General features: G+C 35.8%; 16 protein-coding genes. 11 read left to right on the top strand and 5 right to left on the bottom strand.

Annotated features, from left to right (window positions below; genetic code table 11):
• Window positions 1–310 precede the first annotated feature (310 nt).
• Together LUA86_RS01655 and LUA86_RS01650 are read right to left on the bottom strand one after the other, a co-directional pair.
• On the bottom strand, window positions 311–2,683 hold the full coding sequence (locus LUA86_RS01655; RefSeq protein WP_231458806.1) for a M1 family metallopeptidase: 2,373 nt from the start codon (window positions 2,681–2,683) through the stop codon (window positions 311–313).
• 8 nt (window positions 2,684–2,691) lie between these two features.
• Entirely contained in the window at window positions 2,692–3,279 is a 588-nt protein-coding gene (locus tag LUA86_RS01650; RefSeq protein ID WP_231458805.1) for a HupE/UreJ family protein, read from the bottom strand.
• Window positions 3,280–3,364: 85 nt separating this feature from the next.
• Between LUA86_RS01650 and LUA86_RS01645 the strand changes: the two genes are divergently transcribed.
• Together LUA86_RS01645 and LUA86_RS01640 are read left to right on the top strand one after the other, a co-directional pair.
• On the top strand, window positions 3,365–3,877 hold the full coding sequence (locus LUA86_RS01645) for a DUF6702 family protein (protein ID WP_231458804.1): 513 nt from the start codon (window positions 3,365–3,367) through the stop codon (window positions 3,875–3,877).
• Window positions 3,878–4,028: 151 nt separating this feature from the next.
• Window positions 4,029–5,285 carry a hypothetical protein gene (locus LUA86_RS01640; protein WP_231458803.1) on the top strand — a complete coding sequence of 419 codons (1,257 nt, stop codon included), beginning with the start codon at window positions 4,029–4,031 and terminating at the stop codon, window positions 5,283–5,285.
• Window positions 5,286–5,296: 11 nt separating this feature from the next.
• On the opposite strand, the gene LUA86_RS01635 is transcribed toward LUA86_RS01640, so the two are convergent.
• A complete protein-coding gene (locus LUA86_RS01635) occupies window positions 5,297–7,225 on the bottom strand; it encodes a glycoside hydrolase family 172 protein (protein WP_231458802.1) in 1,929 nt (642 codons plus the stop codon).
• A gap of 182 nt (window positions 7,226–7,407) precedes the next feature.
• On the opposite strand from LUA86_RS01635, the gene upp reads away from it, so the two are divergent.
• The 9 genes from upp to LUA86_RS01590 all read left to right on the top strand — a co-directional run bounded on the left by upp (window position 7,408) and on the right by LUA86_RS01590 (window position 15,235).
• The gene (gene upp, locus LUA86_RS01630) at window positions 7,408–8,052 is read left to right on the top strand and encodes a uracil phosphoribosyltransferase (RefSeq protein WP_231458801.1); all 645 of its coding nucleotides are present in this window, start codon (window positions 7,408–7,410) and stop codon (window positions 8,050–8,052) included.
• Window positions 8,053–8,146: 94 nt separating this feature from the next.
• The gene (locus LUA86_RS01625; protein ID WP_231459252.1) at window positions 8,147–8,845 is read left to right on the top strand and encodes a YjjG family noncanonical pyrimidine nucleotidase; all 699 of its coding nucleotides are present in this window, start codon (window positions 8,147–8,149) and stop codon (window positions 8,843–8,845) included.
• A 21-nt stretch (window positions 8,846–8,866) separates the two neighbouring features.
• Complete coding sequence (locus LUA86_RS01620) at window positions 8,867–9,391, top strand: DinB family protein (RefSeq protein ID WP_231458800.1); 525 nt, start codon at window positions 8,867–8,869, stop codon at window positions 9,389–9,391.
• Window positions 9,392–9,417: 26 nt separating this feature from the next.
• Window positions 9,418–9,939 carry a hypothetical protein gene (locus tag LUA86_RS01615; protein WP_231458799.1) on the top strand — a complete coding sequence of 174 codons (522 nt, stop codon included), beginning with the start codon at window positions 9,418–9,420 and terminating at the stop codon, window positions 9,937–9,939.
• Window positions 9,940–9,972: 33 nt separating this feature from the next.
• Complete coding sequence (locus LUA86_RS01610) at window positions 9,973–11,292, top strand: flippase (protein ID WP_231458798.1); 1,320 nt, start codon at window positions 9,973–9,975, stop codon at window positions 11,290–11,292.
• The gene (locus LUA86_RS01605; protein WP_231458797.1) at window positions 11,289–11,936 is read left to right on the top strand and encodes a class I SAM-dependent methyltransferase; all 648 of its coding nucleotides are present in this window, start codon (window positions 11,289–11,291) and stop codon (window positions 11,934–11,936) included. The genes LUA86_RS01610 and LUA86_RS01605 overlap by 4 nt, the downstream gene beginning before the upstream one ends.
• A 10-nt stretch (window positions 11,937–11,946) precedes the next feature.
• Window positions 11,947–12,708, top strand: a complete 762-nt coding sequence (locus LUA86_RS01600) for a class I SAM-dependent methyltransferase (RefSeq protein WP_231458796.1) — start codon at window positions 11,947–11,949, stop codon at window positions 12,706–12,708.
• A gap of 107 nt (window positions 12,709–12,815) precedes the next feature.
• Complete coding sequence (locus LUA86_RS01595) at window positions 12,816–13,730, top strand: glycosyltransferase (RefSeq protein WP_231458795.1); 915 nt, start codon at window positions 12,816–12,818, stop codon at window positions 13,728–13,730.
• A gap of 53 nt (window positions 13,731–13,783) precedes the next feature.
• The gene (locus LUA86_RS01590; protein ID WP_231458794.1) at window positions 13,784–15,235 is read left to right on the top strand and encodes an alpha-L-fucosidase; all 1,452 of its coding nucleotides are present in this window, start codon (window positions 13,784–13,786) and stop codon (window positions 15,233–15,235) included.
• Here the strand turns inward: LUA86_RS01590 and LUA86_RS01585 are convergent.
• Both LUA86_RS01585 and LUA86_RS01580 read right to left on the bottom strand, forming a co-directional pair.
• On the bottom strand, window positions 15,230–15,982 hold the full coding sequence (locus tag LUA86_RS01585) for a bifunctional 2-polyprenyl-6-hydroxyphenol methylase/3-demethylubiquinol 3-O-methyltransferase UbiG (protein WP_231458793.1): 753 nt from the start codon (window positions 15,980–15,982) through the stop codon (window positions 15,230–15,232). The two genes, LUA86_RS01590 and LUA86_RS01585, sit on opposite strands and share 6 nt — an antisense overlap.
• Before the next feature lie 137 nt (window positions 15,983–16,119).
• Window positions 16,120–19,308, bottom strand: coding sequence for a S41 family peptidase (locus LUA86_RS01580; RefSeq protein ID WP_231458792.1), 3,189 nt, complete (start codon window positions 19,306–19,308; stop codon window positions 16,120–16,122).
• Window positions 19,309–19,315: the final 7 nt, after the last annotated feature.

Here is a 19,315-nt window from a genome sequence, read left to right as displayed (position 1 = left end):
TGCTATGCAAAGCAATTTTATAAACTTTGCAATACCATAACAACGTAATAATTAGCACATGGTTTTATTTGAAAAGCAAGCTACGGTGTTTATCGGTTCCAATAGTCCCGTTATCCGCTTTACTCACCCGAAAAAACCTGTAGAATATGGAAGTGTACAATTAAGATAACAGATGCAGTATTTAAATCGGGTTTCGTGTTCGCTGCTACCGGGTTTAGTTTACAAACATCCGTATTTCAAATTATCGCTTACAATAAAAGCCCTGCTAATTAGCAAGGCTTTAATTTTATCAATGTTTTTATGAGCAAAATTATTTACCCGCAGCTTTTTGCATTGGGTTCATACCCACAGATTGACCTCTAACTGCCGTTGCAGTTTTGGCCTTAAAAACTTTGAATTTGCTTTCTTTTGCTTTGCCACCCCAACCATTATTGCCGGTATCAATATCTGCAGTTTCACGTAACGGATCAATTAGTATCGATTGAACTTCTTTATCCTTTACATAAAATTTAGAAGTTTTAAGTTCGTTGTGTCTCCATATTTGCGCCGGAATGCGGTCAATTTCCTTCGTGCCATCAGCATAAGTAAATTCTACAATAATTGGCATCACCAAACCGCCTTTATTGCTAAAGGTAAGTTCGTAGAAAAATTTGTTCTCATATTTCGCCTGTTCAGCTGCAGGTACAGGTTCAAAACCCGAAGCGGTTTCTACTTTAACCGCTGTTGTAGTATCAACACTTACTTGTCCTCTATCGTATTTATAATAAAAATCTTGTGCCGCCGGTGTTTTATCTGTGTAGAAACTTATCTTTTTATCTTCCCGGTTTCTAATTTTTGAAATATCCTGGAAAGCATTTACAGCAGGTTTATCAATTTTTACCATTCTTGATCTTGCCTCGGGCACTGATGTTGGGAAATCTGCTTTGGCAAATTTTACGCTATCCAATGCAATATCGCATGGTTCTGTTCCATAAAACCAACCTCTCCAAAACCAATCTAAATCTTCGCCACTTGCATCTTCCATTGTACGAAATAAATCTGCAGGCTGAGGATGTTTGAAAGCCCATCTTCTCGAATATTCTTTAAAAGCATAATCGAATAGCGCTCTTCCCATAATGGTTTCACGCAAAATATTTAAGCCTGTTGCAGGTTTAGAATATGCATTCGGACCAAAACGTGCGATGTTCTCAGAATTCGTCATAATTGGTTCCAACTCATCTTTAGGCAATTTCATGTAATCTACAATCGTATAAGCCGGTCCTTTTTTACTCGGGAAAGTATTATCCCAAAGTTCCTCTGTTAAATATTCTACGAAAGAGTTTAAACCTTCGTCCATCCAGGTCCACTGACGCTCATCGCTATTTACAATCATTGGGAAAAAGTTATGCCCAACTTCATGAATAATTACACCCAGCATACCATTTTTGGTACTTTCGCTATAAGTTCCATCCGCATCGGTACGGCCATAGTTAAAGCAAATCATCGGATATTCCATTCCGTTAGCGGCTTCTATACTTTGCGCCACCGGATATGGGTAAGGTATGGTAAAATCAGAATAAGTTTTAATGGTATGCGCAACCGCACGTGTAGAAAATTTACTGTACAAATTATAAGCTTCTTTGCCGTAGAAACTCATACACATTACCGTATTGTTGTTGGTTGCTATTTTCTGAGGCATTGCATCCCAAATAAATTTGCGGGAAGATGTCCAGGCAAAATCGCGAACATTATCTGCCTGAAAAACCCATGTTTTTGTAGCTGTTGCTTTTCTGGTTTCTGCCAATTTAGCCTCCGCTAAAGTCTGAATTTCTACCGGAGCAGTAGCCGTTTTTGCAGCATTATATCTGCTTAATTGTGTAGGATTTAGAACGGCGCTATAGTTTAAACAAGCACCGGTTGAACCTACAAGGTGATCTGCAGGAACAGTCATTTGTACTTTAAAATCTCCAAAGGTTAAGGCAAATTCTCCTCTGCCTGTAAACTGATGATTTTGCCATCCTTGAAAATCGCTGTAAACACACAAACGAGGATACCATTGAGCCATTGTAAACAAATAGTTTCCATCGCCGGCAAAATATTCATAACCTCCGCGACCGCCCACGGTCATTCTATCGGTAATTTTATAATTCCAATCTATATTAAAAATTAATTTCTGACCGGTTTTTAACGGTGCGGGTAAATCAACCCTCATCATGGTTTTATTTACGGTATAGGTTAATTTTTTACCTAAAGCATCGGTTATTTTTAAAATATTAATACCAAAATCATTATCTGTCTTATCGCTTAAGGCATCTATACTTTTTGTTGTTCCGCCAGTTAGCATTTTACTTGCATCCTGATAGTTTGCATTTTTGCTTGTGCTGTGCTCGTTTTCATCAAGTTGTAACCAAATATAAGTTAATGGGTCGGGCGAATTGTTGGTATAGGTTACGGTTTCACTTCCGGTTAATAACAGGTTTTTTTCATCAAGCGTACACTTTATGTTATAGTCTGCACGCTGCTGCCAATACTTTACGCCAGGTGCGCCACTTGCAGTTCGCTGTTCGTTTGGAGTAGGCAAAATTGTGCCTAATTGTTCAAACTTGTTGCCATGGTTGCTGCCTGGATTATTCTGAATATTTTGCGCTATTGCAAGGCTTCCTGTAAAAAGCAATAAACCGGTTAACGTAAATAATTTGTTCATAATGATATTTATAGAAAAGGAATTCTTTGTAAGGACATTTGAAGTGCTAAGCTAAATACTGCGGCTGAGATAAACAAGACCCAATCGCGACGCCTGATTTTTGTATAATTAAAAATAAAAAAGGTGATGAGTAAAATGATAAATACCATAAATATTTGTCCGGCTTCTAAACCCACGTTAAAACCGAATAAACCCCAGCCAATGTTATCGCCTTTGGCAAGCATTATTCTTATTGAATTTGCAAAACCCATTCCGTGTATTAACCCAAACACTAAGGCCAGGTAATAGTTTATCTTTATAGATTTTAAAGAGAAATCTTTCCTGAATACGTTGCTAATGGCCGTTAAAACAATTGTGCATGGAATTAAGAATTCAACCCATTTACTTTCAAAACGAAAAACATCAGTAACACTTAAAAATAAGGTTAAAGAATGACCGATGGTAAAAGCAGTTACTAAAATTAAAACCTGTTTAAAATTTTTGTAGCTGTAAATGGCTACTAAAGCTAAAATGAAGAGTTGATGATCAAGCGCATCTGCGCTGATTATATGTTCCCAACCAAGTTTAAAATAAAATAAGAAATCTTGCAATGGCATTTAAATTAGCTTTGTGTAATAAGCTTTAGTATTTTTGAAAGCTTAAAATTAAAATTTTAATTGTAAAAAAGTTAAAATCACCGAAATGCTATTGTTAAACTCCAAATTTGTTACCTTATTTCTGTTTTTATCTCTATTTTCTTCAAAAAAAATAGAGAAACATCCTCTTCATGTAAGTACAACTGAAGTAAATTTTAATGTAAAAGATAAAAGTTTGGAAATAAGCTGTAGAATTTTTAGTGATGATTTTGAAAGCATACTTGCTAAATTATATAAGCAAAAAACTGATTTAGTTAATCCGGCTTTAAAAAATCAAATGGATGCTTTAGTCAAAAAATATCTGCTCAGCCATTTACAAATAAAGGCAAATGGTAAGCTCGTTAACATGAATTATATCGGCTTTGAAATTGACCACGAGGCCACAAATATTTATCTGGAAGTTGACAAAATAGCAAGCATAAAAAGCATTGAAGTAAATAGCTCTATTTTATACGATATGTTTGATGACCAGATGAGTATCATCCACCTTGTGAAAGGAAATACCAGAAAAAGCGGTAAAGTTTTATATCCTGATAAGGCTTTTAGCGCAAACTTTTAATTGTAATTTTTGTAATAGATATTAAATTAAGGTTAAAAAACGGTAAATTTATATTATGTCCTAAACCGAAAGATAATGTGAAAAGGCAAAACCAGGCAGGATAAATTGTTTAAGAAATTAAGTTTGTAACGCTCCCTATTGTTATTAAACTATGCATGTAATTGTCTTTTCGCCCAAGTTAACTCCAAGGATAAAATATATCTTCAATTTTATTTTTAAGGATATTTTAAAAACCGATGTAGAGTTTACCGGAAACACAGAATATTTTCTTCAGAATGATAATTTGAAAATTAGTTATGCAGACAAACCTGTAGGCAAGGAACTTTTTTTTAAACATTCAAACATTCTTTTATCAAACAAAGTTGAAGAACTGAAATTAAAAACGACCACTTTTGATGATTATAAAGTGCCGTTTAGTGTAGATGATTCGACTTTGCCATTTGATGTTTTTGCTGCATCTTTTTTTATCATCAGCCGATACGAAGAATACCTTCATAAAGATAAAAGTGTGTTAAACTTTAAGGCTGAAGATAGTTATCAGCATAAATGGAAAATTTTGAATCGCCCGATAATTGATGAATGGGCAATGCTGATAAAAAATGTAATCAGGAAAAACTATCCATCTTTTAAATTTTCAGAGAAGAAGTTCAAACATCAACCTACAATTAACTTTACACTGAAGCCTGATGTGCCACCAGGATTTTTTCCGAAATCGAAATTTATTTTCAGTTCGATTTTTAATAAGGAGCAAAAATTTCTGAGTTCAGTTTTTGATGAGCTTACCGGGTTAAGCGTAAATCCGGCAGAAGTATTGGAATCTTTTCCAGATACTCAAACTCCTCAAAAACCAATCTATTTTGTAAATTTCCCATTAGATTCTAAAAATATATTTACATTCAGAAACAGTAAACATCTTTTAGAGAACAAAAACATTGGGTTATTTCGTCCATGCGCAACAGGCAAAGAAAAATTAGCTTCACTAAAAGCAGATTTACTTCAACTTAAAAAACTACAGCAAGGTTTGGTTAACCTTTCAAGCCAACAAATTGATGATTTAAAATTGCCTTCATGCTATCTGAATTTAATTTCTGCCGGTATAACCGCTGATTATTCAATGGGCTATGAAGATACGCCAGGTTTTAGGGCTGGTACTTGTACGCCTTTTAATTGGTATGATTTGCAATTAGAAAAAGTGACGCCGCTATTGGTTTATTCGTACTGTTTAAGCGACGAACATTTCACACACCTGGATACGCAAGAAGCTAAAAAATTAGTTACTGGCTTTATTGACGTAGTTAAATTGGTTCATGGCTATTTTATTAGTAACTGGCAATTGCGAAGTTTATCGCAGCACTTGAAATACAAAAAACTAAAAGCAACTTATAACGATATGAATACGTATGCCTAAGCGTTGGTAATCTATTTTTTGATAAGGATTAGTCGGCCAATATTGATGCGGTTTTTATCTTTATCATTTTTAAAGTGCAGGGTAATTGTATTTCTGAATTCGTTTACTTCTATATCACACAAAAACTCATTCCTTTTGTATGTTTTTTGAGCAGTATAAAATGATATTGGGTTACTAACTTTCGTTTGTCTTTGCCAAATGGTTATCTCAGCACCATCACCAGCAGTTTCCATATCAGCATAAAGTTTGTATTTCCCTTTTGGAATTTCTTGCAAATCAATTCTAACCTGAGCACCGCTTCTCGAAATAATGTTATTACCATCGATAGTAGCCTGGCCATTAAAGCTGAGATTCATTAACTGAGGATAAACCATCATCGTATCTGGCAAAAAAACTGTTGTAGATTTTTCTGTTGGTTCATTTGATTTAGCAATTGCCTTTTCGCCGTAATAAAAAGCAACAGAAGTGTAAACTCCGGGCTTATTATTTTGCTCCGGACCATGCTCAATTGTATGCAAAATACTCTGATTAAAAGGCATTTTATCCGTTAAAAATAAACGGTAACCGCCCGTTCTGCTAAATGGAAGCGAGTAATCTAACGAACCATGAATAGGCAAACTCATTTTTCTGTCCCAACGATCGAGTAATGCATACCAGCCTCCATTAAAATAATCTTCTGATCCTGTTCCATGCATGCTCATCTTTCCGTCAATAGCGGTGTAATCATCTCCCTCAAAAAACAAAGTCATGCCAGGCGTTAAACCTTGGGCTTGCAAAATAGTACCCACATAATGCCCTTTGCCTGCTCCACTTAAAAACACATGGGGCTTGCCGGCGGTTGTTTGTTCACTATTCCAGTAAGCATAAAATTTACCTTCAGTTTGTTGATTTCGAACTTTTGCAGCGTAATAGAATTTTGCTTTAATTCTCAGTGATTCGGCTTTATCCTTAATGCTGCTGTTTCGATAATACAATTCAACCTTTGCATGATTATCAAAAGGCATAGAAAAATAATTGTAATTTATATTGTTAGCCGTTCCAATTAATAAACTTTGCATAGAAATCTTTCCGAAAGCGTATCCGAAAAAATCGGCTATTGGCATGTAAACCGCTGGCCGGCTTTCATTATCCCAGGTTATTTTTATATCAATTTTTTTGTTTAGTCCTTCAAATTGTGTGGCGTTTTCTATTTCAAAACCTAACAAGCGCCCGCCTTTATCTATTTCTGCCAAGGTAATGTTTTGGCTGGTCGATATGGTTTTATCCACAACAAGGGAGTCAATGGGGCTTTCAGCCATTATGCTTTTCTTAACATTTAACCATGTTGATGACACTTTTGCCAAGGCAGCTGTTTCTTCCTGATTTAAATTTGAATCGAATGTTTTAACATTGGCCTTTTTACCAAAATTGCGGTACTGAATCTGGTAAAACTCTAACTTTTTGCCTCTAAAAACTACCTTGCATCCATTTTTATATGGTATTGGAAAATAACAATAATAGCCTCCAATCTGGTTACCACAAAGCGGTAATTGAAAAGGCGCAGCATTTCCGGAAAATAAATCTGAAAATTTAATCGAGTAAGATGGCTTTTTGCTACCATCGAAATAAAAATCGATGATATCATTTGTTGGAGTAGGTGTCCAAATCCTGTTGATAACCCCTGCTCCTTTATCTTCAAAAATAACTAAACTGCTATCTGGATTTTTTTTGATAAAAGAATATTTACCGCTAAAACCATCGTCGTTATTCCCTGTTGTATCGTAAGACGAGTATTGTTTTATAACCGCATCTGTATATTTTGGCAGGTTGCCAATGTTTGTCATGAGCTCCAGTTCTGACTTTACACTAATTAAATTTTGTTGTGCAGATAGTAGGTTAGGCAATGAAACTAACAAAACGCAGAAAAAAAGAATAGTTTTAAGAAGTTTGTTAGCTGTCATAGTTAATAATTTAAAAAATATATCCGGTTAGAGCATCACTAATTCGATTTAGTAATGATTAAAACTAATTTATTAAATATTCTACATGGAATTTAAATATCTATAAAGATGTTACTCACTATCAACCAAAAACATTAATTTAGACGCTAACAAGGCTTTTAAAAGCAACAAAACTTATTATTATGATTTTCGACCTGAGCAAAACTAAATCTGTTGCAAATACCTTTGTTGCAGAACTTCGTGATGAAAACATTCAAAAGGATTCGATGAGGTTTCGCAAAAACCTTGAAAGGTTAGGTGAATTTTTTGCTTATGAAATCAGTAAAACATTAAAATATCAGCAAAAAGATGTAATAACGCCATTGGGTACCTCCAGCTGCGAATTTTTAGAAATTCAACCTGTATTAGCTACAATTTTAAGGGCAGGCTTGCCATTACAACAAGGTCTGTTAAATATTTACGATAAAGCTGAGTGCTGTTTCATTTCGGCATACCGGAAAGTTAAAAAAAGTGGCGATTTTATCATCCAGATGGATTATGTTTCTACACCAGATTTGGATGGACGTGTATTAATTATGGCCGATCCAATGCTGGCAACCGGACAAAGCATGGTAATGTGTTGCAAAGAATTAATGAATCGTTATAAAATTGCTGAATTACACATTGTGGCGGCTATTGCAAGCGTAGAAGGCGTGGCGCATGTTAAGGCAAACTTACCCAAGGCAAAATTATGGCTTGGCGCAATTGATGAGGAAATGACCAGCAAATCTTATATTGTACCCGGATTAGGCGATGCCGGGGATTTAGCTTATGGGGAAAAAGTGTGATCAGGATTTTTAGGATTAGCAGGATATAACTTTCCAATATTCAAACTTTCAACCCTTTCTACTTCACTAATTCTAACCATCCCAATAACAAAACATCTTGAAAAACAAAAAACACATATTCTTTGACCTTGACCACACGATTTGGGATTTCGACAGAAATGCAGAAGAAACGCTTCAAGAGCTATATAAAAAATATAAGCTTGATGAATTGGGCTTAAAATCATGTTCGGATTTTATTTCAAAATATACAGAGAACAACCATAAGCTCTGGGCAGATTATCACCTCGGAAAAATCACTAAAGACTTTCTTCGGGCAGAGCGGTTTAGCAAAACATTTTTGGAATTGGGTATCCATCCGGATGCCGTTCCACATCAGTTTGAAGACGATTACGTATGCATTTCTCCAACGAAAACGAATTTATTTGAAGGTGCAGAGAATGTTTTAAGCTATTTGCAGCAGAAATATACTTTACACATCATTTCAAATGGTTTTAAAGAAACTACACTTACAAAAATGGATTTTTCAGCACTTAATCCATATTTCTCGAACGTAATTATTTCTGAAGATGTTGGTGTGAACAAGCCAAATCCGGTAATTTTTGAATATGCATTAGATAAAGCAAAAGCACTTAAAGCAGAAAGCATTATGATTGGAGACAGTTTGGAGGCAGATATTTACGGTGCATTAAATTTTGGTATGGATGCCATATTTTTTAATCCGTTAAAGAAAGAAAAGCCTGAAGATGTGAAAAAGGAAATTGTTCATCTTGAGGAACTTTTGCAGTTATTTTAATAGTATTTAGTAGCTTTAAGAATGACTGCAGCCAAAATAAGAGTTTCAATCCATCACATTGTGGAAGCTTATAAAGCAAAACTTTCTTCTTATACTGATGAGATTTTTGAAACAACACCACCCATAAATGGCTGGAGTTTTAGCGAAGTTTATTGCCACATTTTCGATTCGAGCATACTTTCTACCATTGCTCTTGAAAACGCAGCAAATGGTAAAGGTGAAGATAAACCCACCCATTTTATTGTAAAACTAATACTGCTATTTGGCGCTCTGCCGCCTGCAAAAAAATATGAAGTACCAAAAAGACTTGCGAGCAGGGTAAAAAAAATCAGTAAAACTGAAGCCTTGGATTTTATTTTAGAATTTGAAAAAACCTTAGAAAATGTTTATACACAAATTGCAAAAGCTTCTAATCGTTCAAAAACCAAGCATCCAAGGTTAGGGTATTTAAACTCAAAGCAATGGTTAAGGTTTATAGAAATCCACTTAAAGCATCATTTAAAGCAGTTAATTAGAATTGAAGAAAGCTATCTGCAAAGAACATAATTACCATCATTAAATAAGAACTGCTTATGAAAAAATCATCGTACTTATTTATTACCTTGATATTTTTTGCCTGTAATAATAAAAAATCTTCAACGCAAGTTGTTATAGCCACTCCAACAGGTATGCAGGGCTTGCAAAATAGCGCTCCAGCGCAGCCGGTAAATCAATCCGTAAAGAGTAATTTAATCTTTAATCCTGAGCATGGTAAACCCGGACATAGATGCGAATTAGCGGTTGGTGCTCCTTTAAACCAGGCTGCATCTACCCCACAAGCTCAACAAATTGTAAAGCAAGAGATTAAAGCAAAAGCCGAGCCTCCAATCGTAAAAACATCGGCAAAAAACCTGAATCCGGCTCATGGTCAGCCGAGCCATCGATGCGATATTGCGGTGGGTGCGCCTTTAGATTCTAAGCCAGTAGCAAAGCCAGTTGCTTTAAACAAATCAGTAAATAAAACAACAGAAGCAAGCAGCAAGATAAAACTCAATCCAGAACATGGAAAAGATGGACATAGGTGCGATATTGCAGTTGGCGCTCCATTAACTTAAAAAGCTAATGCAATTTTTTACATCTTTGCGCTGATGAAATTACCCGCCATAAAAGGTTTTGATGAAGAGGCTTTTAACAAGTATTTAAAAAATGCTGGTTGGGTTATGTTTGGCAAAGGATTAAGCCTTATTGTAAACCTTTTAATTGCCCGTTACCTTGGTCCCATTTTATTTGGAGATTTAAACTTTGGCTTATCTCTGGTTGCTATTTTAGCTGCGGTTGGTGCCTTAGGTTTAGATACATTTATCATCCGCGAAATTATTCAAGAACCAGAGAAACGCAACGAAATATTAGGCACATCGTTATGGCTCAGAATGGTTGCAAATGCACTGCTGATTCCTGTAGCAGTAGGCATTTACTTATTCAGTCATCATCTTTCAACAAAGCCGGGCGAACCACTTACACTTTTAGTCGGCCTACTTGCACTCGCCTCCTTCTTTAAATCTTTTAATGTAATTGATGCATATTTTCAGTCTCAGGTACAATCGAAATATGTAGTGCAGGTTCAAAATATCTGTTTAATCGTTACTTCTGTTGTAAAAATAATTCTTATCACATTAAATCTGCCGCTCATTTATATTGTATTAGCTTATGTTTTTGATGGGTTAATTCTGGCAATTGGTTTAATCCTTATTTTTCAGAAACGGGGATTTAATATTTTCGATTGGACCTTTAATAAACAAAGAGCAAAATTCCTTTTACAGAAATCTTCGCCATTAATTTTATCAGCTGTAATGGTTTCAATTTACATGAAAATTGATGTTGTTATGCTAAAAAGTATTGGCAGTAAAGCAGTAGGTATTTACAGTGCCGCTCAAAATTTGAGTGAAGCCTGGTATTTTATTCCCGTTGCAATTGTTACTTCCGTATTCCCCGCATTATTAAATGCCAGGAAAACAGATTTAGACCGCTATCAAAAGCGTTTAGGCAATTTATACGATTTGCTGGTCTTCATCAGCCTTCCTGTGGCACTTTTTATAAGTTTCTTTGGTTCTGATATTATCCATATTATTTATCAAGGTAAATATGATGGAGCCGGACCAATGTTATCCATACATATCTGGTCAGGCATTTTTGTATTTTTAGGTACAGCCAGTTCGCAATATTTAGTTGCAGAAGGCTTTACAAAAATTTCATTTTACAGAACGGCTGCCGGAGCAGTAATTAATGTTGGACTAAATTTGTGGTTAATTCCATTATATGCCGGAGTGGGAGCATCATTAGCAACGCTCATTGCGTGTTTTGTTTCAACTTTTTATTTATTATTAATTCCAAAAACTCGCCAACAAGGCATAATGATGTTAAAATCATTATTTTTGATAACTGCATTTCAAAAAATATTAAAACGTTGAGTACATTAAAAGCATTAAGCACACTAATTGCTAAACCATCAAGGTTAAAAGCATTATTATCATACGGGCATAAAGGATATCTAAATAGCATTGGCTGGTTTACCGCGTTCGACAACAAACAGGCGGTTGATGGGCAGAGCAAAGCGCTGCCTTGGGTTACATATTCTTTTATCGATTTTATAAAAGAAAGAATTAACAAAACCCAACACATTTTTGAGTATGGCTCTGGAAACTCGACAATTTTTTATGCAGAAAGAGCAGGTTCGGTTACATCGGTAGAACATGATAAAAACTGGTTCGAAAAGGTAAAAAACACCAGTCCAGCAAATGCAGAAATGATTTATTGTGAGTTGCAACGGGATGGTGAATATGCTAAAAAAGCGGCATTACTTAACAGGAAATTCGAAATTATTATTGTTGATGGAAGAGATAGAGTTAGGTGTTGCGCTTACAGTTTGGATGCTTTATCTGCCAATGGTGTAATTGTATTGGATGATAGTGAACGAGAAGTTTACAATCCTGCACGTGTTTTATTGAAAGAAAAGGGCTTTAAAGAAATCAGTTTCAGCGGAATTTCTCCAGGCTTATTTTACGAAAAAGCAACTTCAGTTTTTTATAAAGCAGATAACTGCTTAGGCATTTAATCATTACAGCATGCTCAGCGAAGAAGTAAAAACGGCATACGATAATTTTTATACAAATAGTGATGTTGCCTGGCGAATGCTCGGCGCAAAATACAAAGCAAAAAACATTGTTGATGTTTGTAGAGATATAAAACCGACTAAAGTTTTAGAGGTTGGTGCCGGCGATGGAAGTATCCTTCATTTTTTAAACGAATGGAGTTTTGCCCCTGAGCTGTATGCATTGGAAATTGCAGAAAGTGGTGTAGATATTATAAAAAGCAGAAATTTATCCAGTTTAAAATCAGTTCAAACTTTTGATGGTTACAAAATACCATTCGAGGATGATGCTTTCGATTTAGTGATACTCGCACATGTGCTCGAACATGTGGAGCATGAAAGGATTTTATTGCGTGAGCTGAAAAGAGTTTCGAAGTATATTGTTGTTGAAGTTCCGAAAGATTATCGGTTCGGGGTAGACCAGCGAATGAAACATTTCCTTGATTATGGGCACATCAATATGTACACGCCTACATCATTAAGGTTTTTATTGCAAAGCGAAGGACTTGAAATTTTAGAAGATAAGGTTTCGATGACTGCAACTGAAACGGTAAAGTTTAACGAATTTATTAATAGAAAAGCGCCAAAAACATTTACTAAAAATTTAAAAATTGAGCTGGAATACCGAATTAAAAAAGCCTTGGGAAATTTTCTTGGCAGAAAAAAGCAAGAGCAATTTGCAAATGCTTATACGGTTTTAACAAAAAAATCAGATTCAAATCTTCAAATATTTTAATAGCAAATACTTCCTGAACTCGACAGCCTAAATTTATTTAAGGATCTTATTGTATAGATGCTGAAATAAATTCAGCATGACGCAGAAGTAAAAATGGTAAAAACAACATGCAAAACCTTGCTCCTATAGCCCTTTTCGTTTATAATCGTCCGCAACATACAGAGCGAACTATAAAGTTTTTGCAGGAAAATAAACTTGCGGCAAAAAGTCATTTATACATTTTTTCTGACGGCGCTAAAACCAAAGACGAGATTGATGATGTTGCAAAAGTAAGGACCATAATCAATAAAATTGATGGTTTTAAATCCATTAAGGTAATTGAAAGGAAAGAAAATGCAGGCTTGGCAAATTCAGTTATTTCAGGCGTAAGCCAATTAATTAAAGATTATGGCAAAGTTATCGTTTTTGAGGATGATTTGGTTACCTCGCCACACACCTTAACCTACTTTAATGATGCTTTAACCCTTTATGAAGGCGAGGAGAAGGTTATGCACATTGGAGCTTATATGTACCCAATTAACCCCGAAAAGCTTCCACAATCTTTCTTCTTCCGTGCGGCTACAAGTTGGGGCTGGGCAACCTGGGAAAGGGCTTGGACACACTTCGAACCAAACATCGATAATTTGATTAGTCAATTTGATAAAAAGAAAAAATCTGCCTTTTCTATAGATAATAAAATGAATTTCTGGAAGCAAATGCAGGAATTTAAAAAAGGTAAAAATAATAGCTGGGCAATCAGGTGGTATGCCTCAATTTTTTTAAAAGGCGGCTTAACTTTAAACCCATCGCAATCCTTAGTTAATAACATTGGTCATGATGGTTCTGGGGTACATTCGGGCATAAACGATATTTACAATGTTATTATTAATCCAAAACCTATAACTAAATTTCCGAAGGTAATAGAAGAAGACGAAATTGCTTATAAAACCATAAAACAATTTCTGGCGACCAGAAAAGGCAACATGGTAAGGAGATTGAAGCGTTTTGTAAACGAGAAACTATCACAATACTTTTCAAAATAAGACAGAGCCATTCTTAAAAATTCTTTGTATTTTGGTTATTCCAAATGTTAATCATGAGAGTTTTATCCATCCTTATCTTATTTATTTCTACAAATATTTTTGCGCAAACAGCACCAAAACCATACGGAGCTGTTCCATCTAAAAGGCAACTGGCCTGGCATAATGTGGAGGTATATGGATTAATACATTTCACGCCCACAACATTCGAAAACAAGGAATGGGGATTTGGAGATGCAGATCCAAAAACATTTAATCCTACTGATTTTAATGCAGAGCAGATTATCGGTGCTGCCAAAGCCGGCGGTTTGAAAGGCATCATTCTGGTTGCAAAACACCATGATGGTTTTGCGCTGTGGCCAACAAAAACTACTGAATATAATATTACCAAAAGTCCCTTTAGGAATGGCAAAGGCGATTTGGTTAAAGAAGTTGAGCAAGCCGTAAGAAAAAATGGATTAAAATTTGGTATTTATTGTTCGCCTTGGGATAGAAACAATCCGCTTTATGGCACAGATAAATATTTAGCCATCTATCAAGCGCAGCTTAAAGAATTATACAGCAATTATGGCGAGCTTTTTATGAGCTGGCACGATGGTGCAAATGGTGGCGATGGATATTATGGTGGCGCCAGGGAAAAGCGTTCTATTGACAACACAACCTATTACGACTGGAACAATACCTGGGGCATTACCCGCAAAATGCAGCCAATGGCAAACATTTTTAGCGATATTGGTTTAGACGTAAGATGGGTTGGAAGCGAAGATGGAACAGCTGCAGAAACCAGTTGGGCAACCTTTACACCACTTCCTCCAGAGGGAAAAAATGTAGCCGTTCCGGGTCAGGCGAATTATCCTCAAAGTCCAATGGGCATTAGAAATGGTAAATTTTGGATGCCTGCAGAATGCGATGTTCCACTAAGAAAGGGTTGGTTTTACCATGAAAACGAGAAACCAAGATCGCCTGAAGAATTATTCGATTTATACTTGCAGAGTGTAGGCCATGGTGCGGCTTTGGATTTAGGCTTGGCGCCAGATACCAGAGGGCAATTACATAGTGATGATGTGGCCGCTTTGAAAGGTTTTGGCGATATCGTAAAACATACTTTCGCTAATAATCTAGCTAAAAATGGAAAAATTAAAGCCAGTAATAGGCGAGGAAAAAACTTTAGCATTAACACTATTTTAGATGGTGATAAGGAAACTTATTGGGCAACCGCTGATAAGATTCACACTGCAAATCTTGAGATTGATTTAGGTGCTGCAAAAACTTTCGACATTATAAGTTTGCAGGAATACATCCCTTTGGGACAAAGAATTGAGGAATTTAATGTTGAAGTTTTTGAAAACAACGCCTGGAAAAAAGTTTACAGCGGAGAAAGCATTGGTGCAAAAAGATTGATTATGTTGGATAAACCAATTACAGCACAAAAACTAAGATTAAACATTTCGAAATCTCCGGTATGTATCACTTTAAGCGAATTTGGAGTTTATAAAAAAACCTTATAACGGTTTCTTTGCCTGTAGAATAATGTAAGGCGACAAACTTTGGCTCTCGAAAGGAATAAGTTTTGTGAAAACTTTGCCACTTAACCATACAATTTTTTTAAATAAACGAACACCAGTAGATTTTTGGGCTTCGTTTTCTAACCATACGCTAAAACGCCCGAAGTAACCAGACTTTACTGCTTTCAATCCTGCTTTTTCGCAGATGGATTTAAGTAATTCGGGGTTCATGCTATCGATGTTGTGCTTATCGTAATTTTCTTTATCGAAGTTTTTTTGAAACCAACCATTTACGGCTTTAAAGTTTGGTAAAGTAATAAAAAGCGTTCCGCCGGGTTTTACAAAAGTAATGTGGCGATTAATAATATCGGCAGTATCATTAAAATGCTCAATTAAACCGCAGCTCAGCACCAAATCATATTGTTGAACTGGCGTGTAGTTAAACAAATCTGTTTCTATAATGTGGATGTCTTTCTCGGATAAATTGTTTTTCAACAGCAAATCGTTTACCACTGGAGGATGAACGAAATAATCTAACAGGGTAACATCAAGGTTAAAAAACTTCTTTAAAAAAACTGCATAATAACCAGGAAAGCCACCTAATTCTATGGCATTTTTAACACTTTCTTTATTTATAACCTCTGCAAGTTGCTTATGAAACAAGTAGTTTTCCGGCAACTGAACTGCAAGTCCTGTTTTACTTTCCCAATAATTTACCCAAAAAGCTCTGTCGGTTAATAAATTTGCCATGTTCTAAATTGATTCCAACGCCAAAGAAACGGAAAAGTATGATAAATTTTATATTAATTGTCATGTTGAGCTTGTCGAAACTTATTAATGTGTTTGACAAGCTCAGAATGGCGACTGGCATACCATAAAAGTTAGACCTATTTCAAGTCTTTTAAAATTTCTGCAACTGCCTTTTCTAATTGTGGGTCTTTATCATTTAAACGGTCTTCAAAAGTATTTTTCACATAAATATCTGGTGTTACACCATCCTTTTCGATATTTTTTCCATCCATTGTATAACATCCCCAAGATGGCAATCGGTATGAAGAACCATCAACCAAACCCTTTGCAGAGGTAAAAATAATCCAGCGATAAGTTTCCGTTCCAATAATTTTACCCAATTTTAATTGTTTAAAACCTGCGGCAGTCATTTCCGCATCGCTTAAAGATTGTTCGTTAATGAGTAATACAATCGGTTTTGCAGCAGGGCCGAAGTTACTTTGAGGCGCCATTTTACCACCTCTATATTTCCACTTCAAATAAGGTTTTTGAGATAAAAATCTTAGCACAGCATCGTGAACATTTCCACCGGTATTGTAGCGTAAATCCAATATAATTGCATCTTTATTTTCCTCTTGTTCAACCATATCTAAAAGGAAACGTTCTAACTCACCGCTACCCATATTTTTCATGTAAGAGTAGGCAATTCTGTTATTGCCCCATTTATCAACATTAGAGCGGTTTTTAGCAATCCATTCGTCATAAAGGTTATTTTTTAAACTACCAGAACTTTGTGGATGGATATTTACATTAACTTCTTTCCCACTTCTGGTAAAAGTTAAAGTCATTTCTTTATCTAACGATGGCTTACTAAAATAATAATCACGGTCAATTTTTTCATCAACTTCTACCCCATTCACTTTTTTCAGAACATCGCCGGGCAAAACATTTACGCTACCGTAAGATGCATTACTTTTAGCAGCAACACGTTCAATTTTAAAAGGATTTTCATTGTCGAAAATAATGCCTGTTTGGTTTGTGATATAATTTAGGTTTTTCTTTTCTTCGGCACCGAAACTATTAAAGCCCATGTGCGATGAATTTAATTCGCCAAGCATATCATTCAGTAAAATCCTTAAATCACTACGATTATTTACATAAGGCAAATAGGCCGAATAATGGGTTTTCATCTTTTCCCAATCTACACCATGGAAATTTTCGTCATAAAAATTCTCATCCAAACCAACCCATGTTTCATAAAACATCTGGTTAAACTCTGCATTCAGGTTTTTTGCGAACTTATATGCATGGTCAACTTTATCAAGTTTATTACCATCCAGGTTGTACTTATTAATGGCGCCACCTATTAAGGCGAAAAACTTATCGCCACTTTGCACAATTGTGTAATCTTGTCCATCGCCAACCTTTTCAGTTTTATTTGCTTCAAAAGGTTCGATAGTGGTTCTGTACAAACCTGATTTTCCACCTTCGTGGTTTGAACTGTAGAACACATACGTTTTATCGCCTTTGGCAAAAACATCTGTTCCAAACTGACTACCAAAACCCGGGCTAACCAGTTCAATTCTGTCTAAAATATTCTGTGTATTAATTGTAATAACGCTGGCAGGCTTTGGTGTTGGCTTAACATCAGTTTTCTTCTTTGCCGTATCGGTTGTTTTTTTTCCCTTTTTGTCTATTACCGTGGTAACTTCTTTTGGCGCAACCGGCGTTTCTTTAAATAAATCATCAAATTTGTCGGCCCGGAATGGGGCATCGTAATTATTTAAGGCCATTCGATAAATATGAACGTTTTCGCTTCCCGAAGGATAAAACGGATCTGTACGTGCACTTGTAAAATAAATATACTTACCATCTGGCGACCAGGCCGGAGCAGTTTCTGTAACGCCAGTATTTGTTAAATTGATGGTTTTGTTGCTTTTGATATTATGCACCAATATATCTTGCTCAAAGTTACGGTAAGCGGTAAAAAGCACATATTCATCATTCGGAGAAAAACTTGGGGTAGAATTTTGGATGGCCCAAAACTCATCAGTAACTAATGTTTTGCTATCAAAAGTTTTCAAATCGATAAGCTTTAATTCATTTCTTCCACTTAAATAAACGCCTAAAGTTTTAGCTTTATTAAGGGTGATGTCTCTATTGTTCGCCTTATCTTTGGTAAGCTGTTTTATGGTGCCCTTGCCATCGCCGGTTATGGTAAACCAGTTTTGATAGCCATTCCAGGTTTGACTGAAGAGAATTGTTTTGTTATCGGCCAGCCATTTGCACTGTAAAGCCCGCTCGCCAGTATTGCTTATTTTACGTATAAATTTTCCATCAGCATCGCTCACAAAAATCTCCCCTCTAGAAATAAATACGGTTTTCTTTCCATCAGTAGAAACATCAAAAGCCGAGATATTTCCACGCACATCATATTCCTGCTCTTTACTTAAAACCTGATTTCTGGAAGTGCTAATGTTAATTTTTGCTGATTTTTTTGATGCAACATCATAAGTGTAAAGCTGATAATCTTTCTCAAAAACGATTGTACTTCCATTCGCAGCTACAAAAGGGCGTTTAATTGAACTATCAAAATTGGTTAAAGCCGTTTTTTTACCATTTAAAAAAGTATAAAGATTGTATTCTTCGTTGCCTTCATCCGATACAAAATAAATATTTCCTTTCTGGTCTACGCTGGTCCAGAAATCTTTACCTAAATAATTGGTGTATTGCTTATAAGCTTTAGTTTTTGGATTATAAGATTGAATATCTGGATTGTAAGCGCCTTTGTAATGCTTACGATTTGCAAAACGGTAGCTTTCCCAGGTATCATTAAAAAATAATTCGCCATCAGGTGCTTCTGCAATATGATGTGTAGTATTAAAATAGTTATCGAAAAGGCGCACTGCAGTTCCGCCAGTTATACCAACTTTATAACTCGAAAACGAATTGAACCTACCGGAAGTAAAATAGATGCTTTTCGAATCCCAGCTCCAGTTATCCACTTCATCTGCAGCATCATTAAAAGTTAACTGCTTAATATCGCCACCTGCCAAAGGCATTAGGTAAACATCATAATTGCCAAACTGATTTGATGAAAAAGCCATCCATTTTCCATCAGGAGATATTTTGGGATTAATTTCTTCGCCTTGCATGGCGGTAATTCGCGATGCAACGCCGCCACCAACCGGCGCTTTCCAAATATCTCCATCATAGGCAAATACTATCGTTTGCGCATCGGGCGTTAAAGCTGGGTATGCGGCGAAGTAAGTTTGACCTTGTGAAAATGAATTAAAGGGCAACAGAAATGCTATTGCCGCAAGCGATTTAAATAGTTTTTTAAGCATGATTTTG

Source organism: Pedobacter sp. Leaf132 (assembly GCF_920984695.1).
GTDB lineage: Bacteria > Bacteroidota > Bacteroidia > Sphingobacteriales > Sphingobacteriaceae > Pedobacter.
Note: the sequence above shows the minus strand (reverse complement) of the source record. Positions and strands in the feature narration are given on the sequence as shown.

What these genes read in the sequence shown, in the direction of transcription:
- upp (WP_231458801.1), top strand. Translation starts at nt 7,408, where the DNA reads ATGATTTTCGACCTGAGCAAAACTAAATCTGTTGCAAATACCTTTGTT.
- LUA86_RS01600 (WP_231458796.1), top strand. Translation starts at nt 11,947, where the DNA reads ATGCTCAGCGAAGAAGTAAAAACGGCATACGATAATTTTTATACAAAT.
- LUA86_RS01650 (WP_231458805.1), bottom strand. Translation starts at nt 3,279, where the DNA reads ATGCCATTGCAAGATTTCTTATTTTATTTTAAACTTGGTTGGGAACAT.
- LUA86_RS01645 (WP_231458804.1), top strand. Translation starts at nt 3,365, where the DNA reads ATGCTATTGTTAAACTCCAAATTTGTTACCTTATTTCTGTTTTTATCT.
- LUA86_RS01580 (WP_231458792.1), bottom strand. Translation starts at nt 19,308, where the DNA reads ATGCTTAAAAAACTATTTAAATCGCTTGCGGCAATAGCATTTCTGTTG.
- LUA86_RS01590 (WP_231458794.1), top strand. Translation starts at nt 13,784, where the DNA reads ATGAGAGTTTTATCCATCCTTATCTTATTTATTTCTACAAATATTTTT.
- LUA86_RS01615 (WP_231458799.1), top strand. Translation starts at nt 9,418, where the DNA reads ATGAAAAAATCATCGTACTTATTTATTACCTTGATATTTTTTGCCTGT.
- LUA86_RS01585 (WP_231458793.1), bottom strand. Translation starts at nt 15,982, where the DNA reads ATGGCAAATTTATTAACCGACAGAGCTTTTTGGGTAAATTATTGGGAA.
- LUA86_RS01640 (WP_231458803.1), top strand. Translation starts at nt 4,029, where the DNA reads ATGCATGTAATTGTCTTTTCGCCCAAGTTAACTCCAAGGATAAAATAT.
- LUA86_RS01635 (WP_231458802.1), bottom strand. Translation starts at nt 7,225, where the DNA reads ATGACAGCTAACAAACTTCTTAAAACTATTCTTTTTTTCTGCGTTTTG.
- LUA86_RS01655 (WP_231458806.1), bottom strand. Translation starts at nt 2,683, where the DNA reads ATGAACAAATTATTTACGTTAACCGGTTTATTGCTTTTTACAGGAAGC.
- LUA86_RS01595 (WP_231458795.1), top strand. Translation starts at nt 12,816, where the DNA reads ATGCAAAACCTTGCTCCTATAGCCCTTTTCGTTTATAATCGTCCGCAA.
- LUA86_RS01620 (WP_231458800.1), top strand. Translation starts at nt 8,867, where the DNA reads ATGACTGCAGCCAAAATAAGAGTTTCAATCCATCACATTGTGGAAGCT.
- LUA86_RS01610 (WP_231458798.1), top strand. Translation starts at nt 9,973, where the DNA reads ATGAAATTACCCGCCATAAAAGGTTTTGATGAAGAGGCTTTTAACAAG.